The sequence below is a fragment of the Melaminivora alkalimesophila genome, assembly GCF_000282995.1.
In the GTDB taxonomy this organism is placed as follows: Bacteria; Pseudomonadota; Gammaproteobacteria; order Burkholderiales; family Burkholderiaceae_C; genus Melaminivora; species Melaminivora alkalimesophila.
The window spans coordinates 1-5,849 of the sequence record NZ_ALEE01000591.1; the positions used below are offsets into that span (position 1 = coordinate 1).

At 70.3% G+C, this 5,849-nt stretch carries 7 protein-coding genes; 5 read left to right on the forward strand and 2 right to left on the reverse strand.

The annotated features are described in order from the left end of the window. Window positions 1–39: 39 nt before the first annotated feature. Window positions 40–702: a DNA-3-methyladenine glycosylase family protein gene (locus A612_RS11535; RefSeq protein ID WP_019374630.1), complete on the reverse strand. Its 663-nt coding sequence runs from the start codon at window positions 700–702 to the stop codon at window positions 40–42. Window positions 703–740: 38 nt separating this feature from the next. Then, window positions 741–2,117 carry a cysteine--tRNA ligase gene (gene cysS / locus A612_RS11540; RefSeq protein WP_019374631.1) on the reverse strand — a complete coding sequence of 459 codons (1,377 nt, stop codon included), beginning with the start codon at window positions 2,115–2,117 and terminating at the stop codon, window positions 741–743. A gap of 218 nt (window positions 2,118–2,335) precedes the next feature. On the opposite strand from cysS, the gene A612_RS11545 reads away from it, so the two are divergent. From A612_RS11545 to A612_RS11565, 5 genes are all read left to right on the forward strand, one after another. Beyond that, window positions 2,336–2,890 (forward strand): tetratricopeptide repeat protein, encoded by a 555-nt coding sequence (locus A612_RS11545; protein ID WP_019374632.1) that lies wholly within the window; start codon window positions 2,336–2,338, stop codon window positions 2,888–2,890. Window positions 2,891–2,961: 71 nt separating this feature from the next. Next, window positions 2,962–3,549: a peptidylprolyl isomerase gene (locus tag A612_RS11550; RefSeq protein WP_019374633.1), complete on the forward strand. Its 588-nt coding sequence runs from the start codon at window positions 2,962–2,964 to the stop codon at window positions 3,547–3,549. A 49-nt stretch (window positions 3,550–3,598) separates the two neighbouring features. Beyond that, window positions 3,599–4,132 (forward strand): peptidylprolyl isomerase, encoded by a 534-nt coding sequence (locus A612_RS11555; RefSeq protein ID WP_019374634.1) that lies wholly within the window; start codon window positions 3,599–3,601, stop codon window positions 4,130–4,132. 30 nt (window positions 4,133–4,162) lie between these two features. Beyond that, window positions 4,163–4,948, forward strand: a complete 786-nt coding sequence (locus tag A612_RS11560) for a UDP-2,3-diacylglucosamine diphosphatase (protein ID WP_019374635.1) — start codon at window positions 4,163–4,165, stop codon at window positions 4,946–4,948. Between the two features lie 4 nt (window positions 4,949–4,952). Further along, on the forward strand, window positions 4,953–5,783 hold the full coding sequence (locus A612_RS11565; protein WP_019374636.1) for a M90 family metallopeptidase: 831 nt from the start codon (window positions 4,953–4,955) through the stop codon (window positions 5,781–5,783). Window positions 5,784–5,849 lie beyond the last annotated feature (66 nt).

Sequence of the window (5,849 nt, forward strand, 5' to 3'; positions counted from 1 at the left end):
GCGCGGGGCAGCCGCCGCAAGGGACGGTTTCAGTCGCTCTCAGTAATTGACCGGCAGGGGATCCAAAGAGCGCCAAATATACCAAGTGGCCACGCTGCACCAGGGGCGCCAAGCCTGCGCCACCTCGCGCGCATCGCTGCGGCTCACGGGCTCGCCGGAGAAGTAGTTCTGGCTGATGCCGCGGATCAGCCCGATATCGTCCAGCGGCAGCACGTTCGGCCGCAGCAGGTGGAAGATCAGGAACATCTCTGCCGTCCAGCGACCGATCCCGCGGATCGCCACCAGCTCGGCGATGATCGCCTCGTCGTCCATGCCGCTCCAGCGCTCGGGCTGCAGGCGGCCACCGTCGAAGTGCAGCGCCAGGTCGACGATGTATTCGACCTTGCGCGCCGACAAGCCGGCCGCGCGCATGTCGTCCACGCGCAGCCGCAGCACCTGCTCGGGCGTCAGGGTCTCGGGCAGCGCGGAGAAACGTTCCCACACGCGCTGCGCAGCCTTGACCGAGATCTGCTGCCCGACCACGCTGCGCGCGAGCGTTGCAAAGGCGTCGCCGCGCGACTGCAGCACAGCGTCGCTGTACTGCGGGATCAGGCGCTTCATGACCCGGTCTTTCTTCGCCAGGTGCTTGCAGGCCTCGGCCCAGTAGGTCGGTTGGCCCGGCAAGGGCGCGGGCGCTTCTTTCTTGCTGGCGGCCACCCTCATCCTCCGCAGGTGAAACGCCAGTGGTGCGGGAACGGCATTTACTGCACGGCCTCCCAGGTGGTGCCGGCAGGCCCATCCTTGAGGGCGATGCCCTGCTCCAGCAGCTCGGCGCGGATGCGGTCGGCGGCCGCGAAATCCTTCGCCGCCTTGGCGGCGGCACGCGCGGCGATGCGCTCCTCGATCTGGGCGGGCTCCAGGGCACTACCCGACTGCAGGAAGGCGCGCGGGTCGGATTGCAGGATGCCCAGCAGCGCGCCCAGCGCCTTGAGCAGGCCGGCAGCCTGGGCCGAGCCGCTGCGGTTCACCTCGCCCGCCAGGTCGAACAGCACAGCCACCGCCTCGGGCGTGCCGAAGTCCTCGTCCATGGCGGCCTTGAAGCGCGCGGCGTGCGGCTCGCTCCAGTCGATCTCCACCGGCGCGGGCGGGGTCGAGTGCAGCGCCGTGTACAGGCGCCGGAGCGCGGCGCGCGCGTCGTCCAGGTGCACGTCGCTGTAGCCCAGCGGGCTGCGGTAGTGGCTGCGCACCACGAAGAAACGCACCACTTCCGGGGCGTAGCGTTGCAACACGTCGCGGATGGTGAAGAAGTTGCCCAGGCTCTTGGACATCTTCTCGTTGTCCACGTTGATGAAGCCGTTGTGCATCCACACCTGCGCGAAGGGCTTGCCGGTGGCGCCCTCGCTCTGCGCGATCTCGTTCTCGTGGTGCGGGAAGGCCAGGTCGGCGCCGCCGCCGTGGATGTCGAAACTCTCGCCCAGGAGGGCGCAGCCCATGGCGGAGCACTCGATGTGCCAACCCGGGCGGCCGGCGCCGTAGGGCCCTTGCCATTTCACCTCCTCGGGCTCCTCCGGCTTGGCGGCCTTCCACAACACGAAATCCAGCGGATCGTGCTTGCCCTCGTGCACCGCGACGCGCTCGCCGGCCTGCAGCTCGTCGAGCGTCTTGCCCGACAGGCGGCCGTAGCCGGGGAACTTGCGCACGGCGAAGTTGACGTCGCCGTCCGGCGCGCGGTAGGCCAATCCGCGCTTCTCCAGGCGGCCGATCAGCTCGAGCATCTGCGGCACGTAATCGGTGGCGCGCGGCTCGTGGGTGGGGCGCTCGATGCCCAGGGCGTCGGCGTCCTGGTGCAGCGCGGCGATCATGCGGTCGGTGAGGCTGCGGATGCTCTCGCCGTTGTCCAGCGCGCGGCGGATGATCTTGTCGTCGATATCGGTGATGTTGCGCACGTAGGTCACGCGCAGGCCGCTGGCGCGCAGCCAGCGCTGCACCACGTCGAAGGCGATCATCGAGCGCGCATGGCCCAGGTGGCACAGGTCGTACACGGTCATGCCGCAGACGTACATGCGCACGTGGCCGGGCTCAAGCGGGGAAAAATCCACGAGCGCACGCGAAAGCGTGTTGTAGATACGCAGGCTCATGCAGGTGTGAAGCGAGAAAGAAGGAGGCGGAAACCGGTCGGGGAGGCCAAACCGGGGGCGGCCCTCCCGCAAGGGGAGCGGGCGCCCTGCCCGGGCGGACCGCGCCGCGGCCCGTGCGAAACCCCTTGGGAATACAATCGCCGGCAGTATAAGCCCGGGCACCGCCCCGGCCGGCCAGGCGCCCCCGGTGGGCGCCTGCCTCCCCTTTTCCTGGCCCCATGAACGCTGCCCGCCCCTTCGCCTTCCGCGCCCTGCCGCAGCTGCTGCTGGCCGGCGCCCTGCTGCTGGGCGGGCTGGCCCAGGCCCAGCCCGCCGCCGGCGCTGCCTACGCCCCCCTGCAACAGCTGCTCGCCTCAGGAAAGGCAGCAGAGGCGCTGGCGCAGCTCGACGAGCGCATCGCCGCCCAGCCGCGCGACCCGCAACTGCGCTTCCTGCGCGCCGTGGCGCTGGCCGACCTGGACCGCCAGGACGAGGCCATCGAGGCGCTGCTGCAGCTGACCCAGACCTACCCCGAGCTGGCCGAGCCCTACAACAACCTGGCGGTGCTCTACGCCGCGCGCAACCAGCTCGACAAGGCGCGCGACGCGCTGGAGATGGCGGTGCGCGCGCGCCCCGACTACGCAATGGCGCACGAGAACCTCGCCGACATCTACGCCCGCATGGCCTTCGAAGCCTATTCCCGCGCCAGCGGGCTCGACCCGGCAGTCGCCGCGCGCGTGGCGCCGCGCCTCTCCGTGCTGCGCCAGCTGCTGGCCACGCCTGGCGGGCGGTGACCCCCGTGCCACCCTGCGCCCACCGCGGCGCACGGGCGCTCCCGATCCGTTTCCCCTCCCGAGGACTTTCGATGATCTCCAGAAGACGCTCCACCCTGGCCCTGGCCGGCCTGGCCCTGGCCTCCGTGCTCTCCCTTGCCACCACGCCCGCCCGCGCAGCCGAGCCGCGCGTCAAGCTCGCCACTTCCATGGGCGACATCGTGGTGCAGCTCGATCCGGCACGCGCGCCGCGCACGGTGGAGAACTTCCTGAGCTACGTGAAGGACGGGCACTACGACGGCACCGTTTTCCACCGCGTGATCGACGGCTTCATGATCCAGGGCGGCGGTTTCACGCCCGAGATGCAGCAAAAGCCCACCAAGGCGCCGATCAAGCTCGAGGCCGACAATGGCCTGAAGAACGACAAGTACACCATCGCCATGGCGCGCACCGGCAATCCCGACTCCGCCACCTCGCAGTTCTTCATCAACGTGGTGAACAACGACATGCTCAACGCCCCCAAGCCCGACGGCCATGGCTACGCCGTCTTCGGCAAGGTGGTCGAGGGCACCGAGGTGGTGGACAAGATCAAGGCCGTGGCCACCGGCAACCGCGGGCCGCACCAGAACGTGCCGACCACGCCGGTGCTGATCCAGTCGGCGACCGTGCTCGACAAGTAAAACCCCCACCCTTCGTCCACCCAGACCTCACTTCACAGGAAACCCACCCATGGCCACCAACAACCCGCAGGTCGAACTGCACATGAGCATCACCGAGGGCGACACCGTCTCCAAGGGCGTCATCACCCTGGAGCTCGACCGCGAGCACGCCCCCAAGAGCACCGAGAACTTCCTCTCGTACGTGAACAAGGGCTTCTATGACGGCACCATCTTCCACCGCGTGATCAAGGGCTTCATGGTCCAGGGCGGCGGCTTCACGCCCGACATGAAGCAAAAGGGCACCGACGCCCCGATCGAGAACGAGGCCGCCAACGGCCTGAGGAACGACCGGTACACCATCGCCATGGCGCGCACCAGCGATCCGCACAGCGCCACCGCCCAGTTCTTCATCAACGTGGTGGACAACAGCTTCCTGAACCACACTTCCCCCACGCCCCAGGGCTGGGGCTATGCCGTGTTCGGCAAGGTGGTCGCCGGCGAGGACGTGGTCGAGCAGATCCGCAAGGTGCGCACCACGCGCAAGGGCTTCCACGACGACGTACCCTACGACGCGGTGGTGATCGAGAAGGCCGTCGCGCTCTGATGCCTTCGCGCCGCGGCTGAGGCTGCCCGCATGCTGCCCGTGGTGCCGCCCATCGCCGAGCTGGTCGCGCCGGTCGGTTGGCAGGTGGTGGATTGCCTGTCGGACCTGCACCTGGAGGCCGGCACGCCGCAGGCGCTGGCGCTGCTTGAACGCTACCTGGACGGGACGCCGGCGGATGCCGTGCTGCTCCTGGGCGATCTGTTCGAGGTCTGGGTGGGCGACGACGCGCTTGACGAGCCGGGCAGCTTCGAGGCGCGCTGCGCCGAGGTGCTGGCGCGGGCCGCACGGCGGCGTCCGCTGTACTTCATGCACGGCAACCGCGACTTCCTGGTCGGCCGCGATTTTGCGCGGCGCACCGGCGTGCAGCTGCTCGCCGACCCGACGGTGCTGGACTTCGGTGGCCGGCGCTGGCTGCTCAGTCATGGCGACGCTCTGTGCCTGGACGACGTGGACTACCAGCGTTTTCGCGCGGTGGCGCGCGATCCGGCTTGGCAGGCGCGGCTGCTGGCGCGGCCCCTGCACGAGCGGCGCGCCACCGGCCGCAGCGCACGCGCCGAGAGCGAGGCGCGCAAGCACGATGGCAGCGCGGCATACGCCGACGTGGACGCCGCCGCCGCGCGCGCGTGGCTGCAGGCGGCGGGTGCCGACACCCTGGTGCACGGCCACACCCACCGCCCCGCCGAGCACGACCTCGAAGCGGGCCTGCGGCGCGTGGTCCTGACCGACTGGGATCTGGAAGCCCAGCCGCCGCGCGCCGGGCTGCTGCGGCTGAGCGAGCGCGGCGCCGAGTGCGTGGCGCTCGCCGGTCCGGGCTGAGCCGATGCCCGCGGCCTGGTTGCGACGCCTGGTGCAGCGCGTGCGGGGCCGCATCGCCCCCGTGCCGCACATCCCGGCGGCCCTGTGGCTGCAGGTGGTGGCGGGCTATCCCTTCATCGCCACGCTACCCCTGCAGGACCTGGCCAAGCTGCGCGCGCTGAGCGCCCTGTTCCTGCAGCGCAAGCAATTCACCGGCGCCCACGGCCTGGTCGTGACGGACGCCATGGCGCTGGCGATCGCCATGCAGGCCTGCCTGCCGCTGCTGCACTGGGGCGAGCCGCGGCGCGCCCTCGCCTGGTACGACGACTTCGTGGGCATCGTGGTGCATCCTTCGGAGGCGCTGGCGCGCCGCCAGGCGGTGGACGCCGCCGGGGTCGTCCACCATTACGAGGAAATTCTGCAGGGCGAGGCCATGCACGGCGGTCCGGTCATGCTCAGCTGGCCCGCCGTCGATGCCGCCGGGCGCGCCGGGGGCGACTACGCGACCAGCGTGGTGATCCACGAATTCGTTCACAAGATCGACATGAAGAACGGCGCGGCGGATGGCTGTCCGCCGCTGCCGCCGGGCTTTCTCGGCACGGACAGCGCGCGCGCGGCACACGCCGCCTGGCGCGACGCCTGGCAGCCGGCATACGAGAGGTTCCGCGAGGAAGTGACCATCGCCGAACGCTTCGGCGGCGAATGGCCCTGGCTGGACGCCTACGGCGCGACCGCGCCGGCCGAGTTCTTCGCCGTCGCCTGCGAGGCCTACTTCGTGCACCGATCGCGCTTCGGCCAGGAATTTCCGACCCTGCTGCCGGTGCTCGATGCTTTTTTCCGGCCCACCGCGAGCTGAGCCGCGCCGCGCCTCAGCCACGCCTCAGGGTCGCACGCCGGTCGCGACCCGCTGGCGCACGCCCGC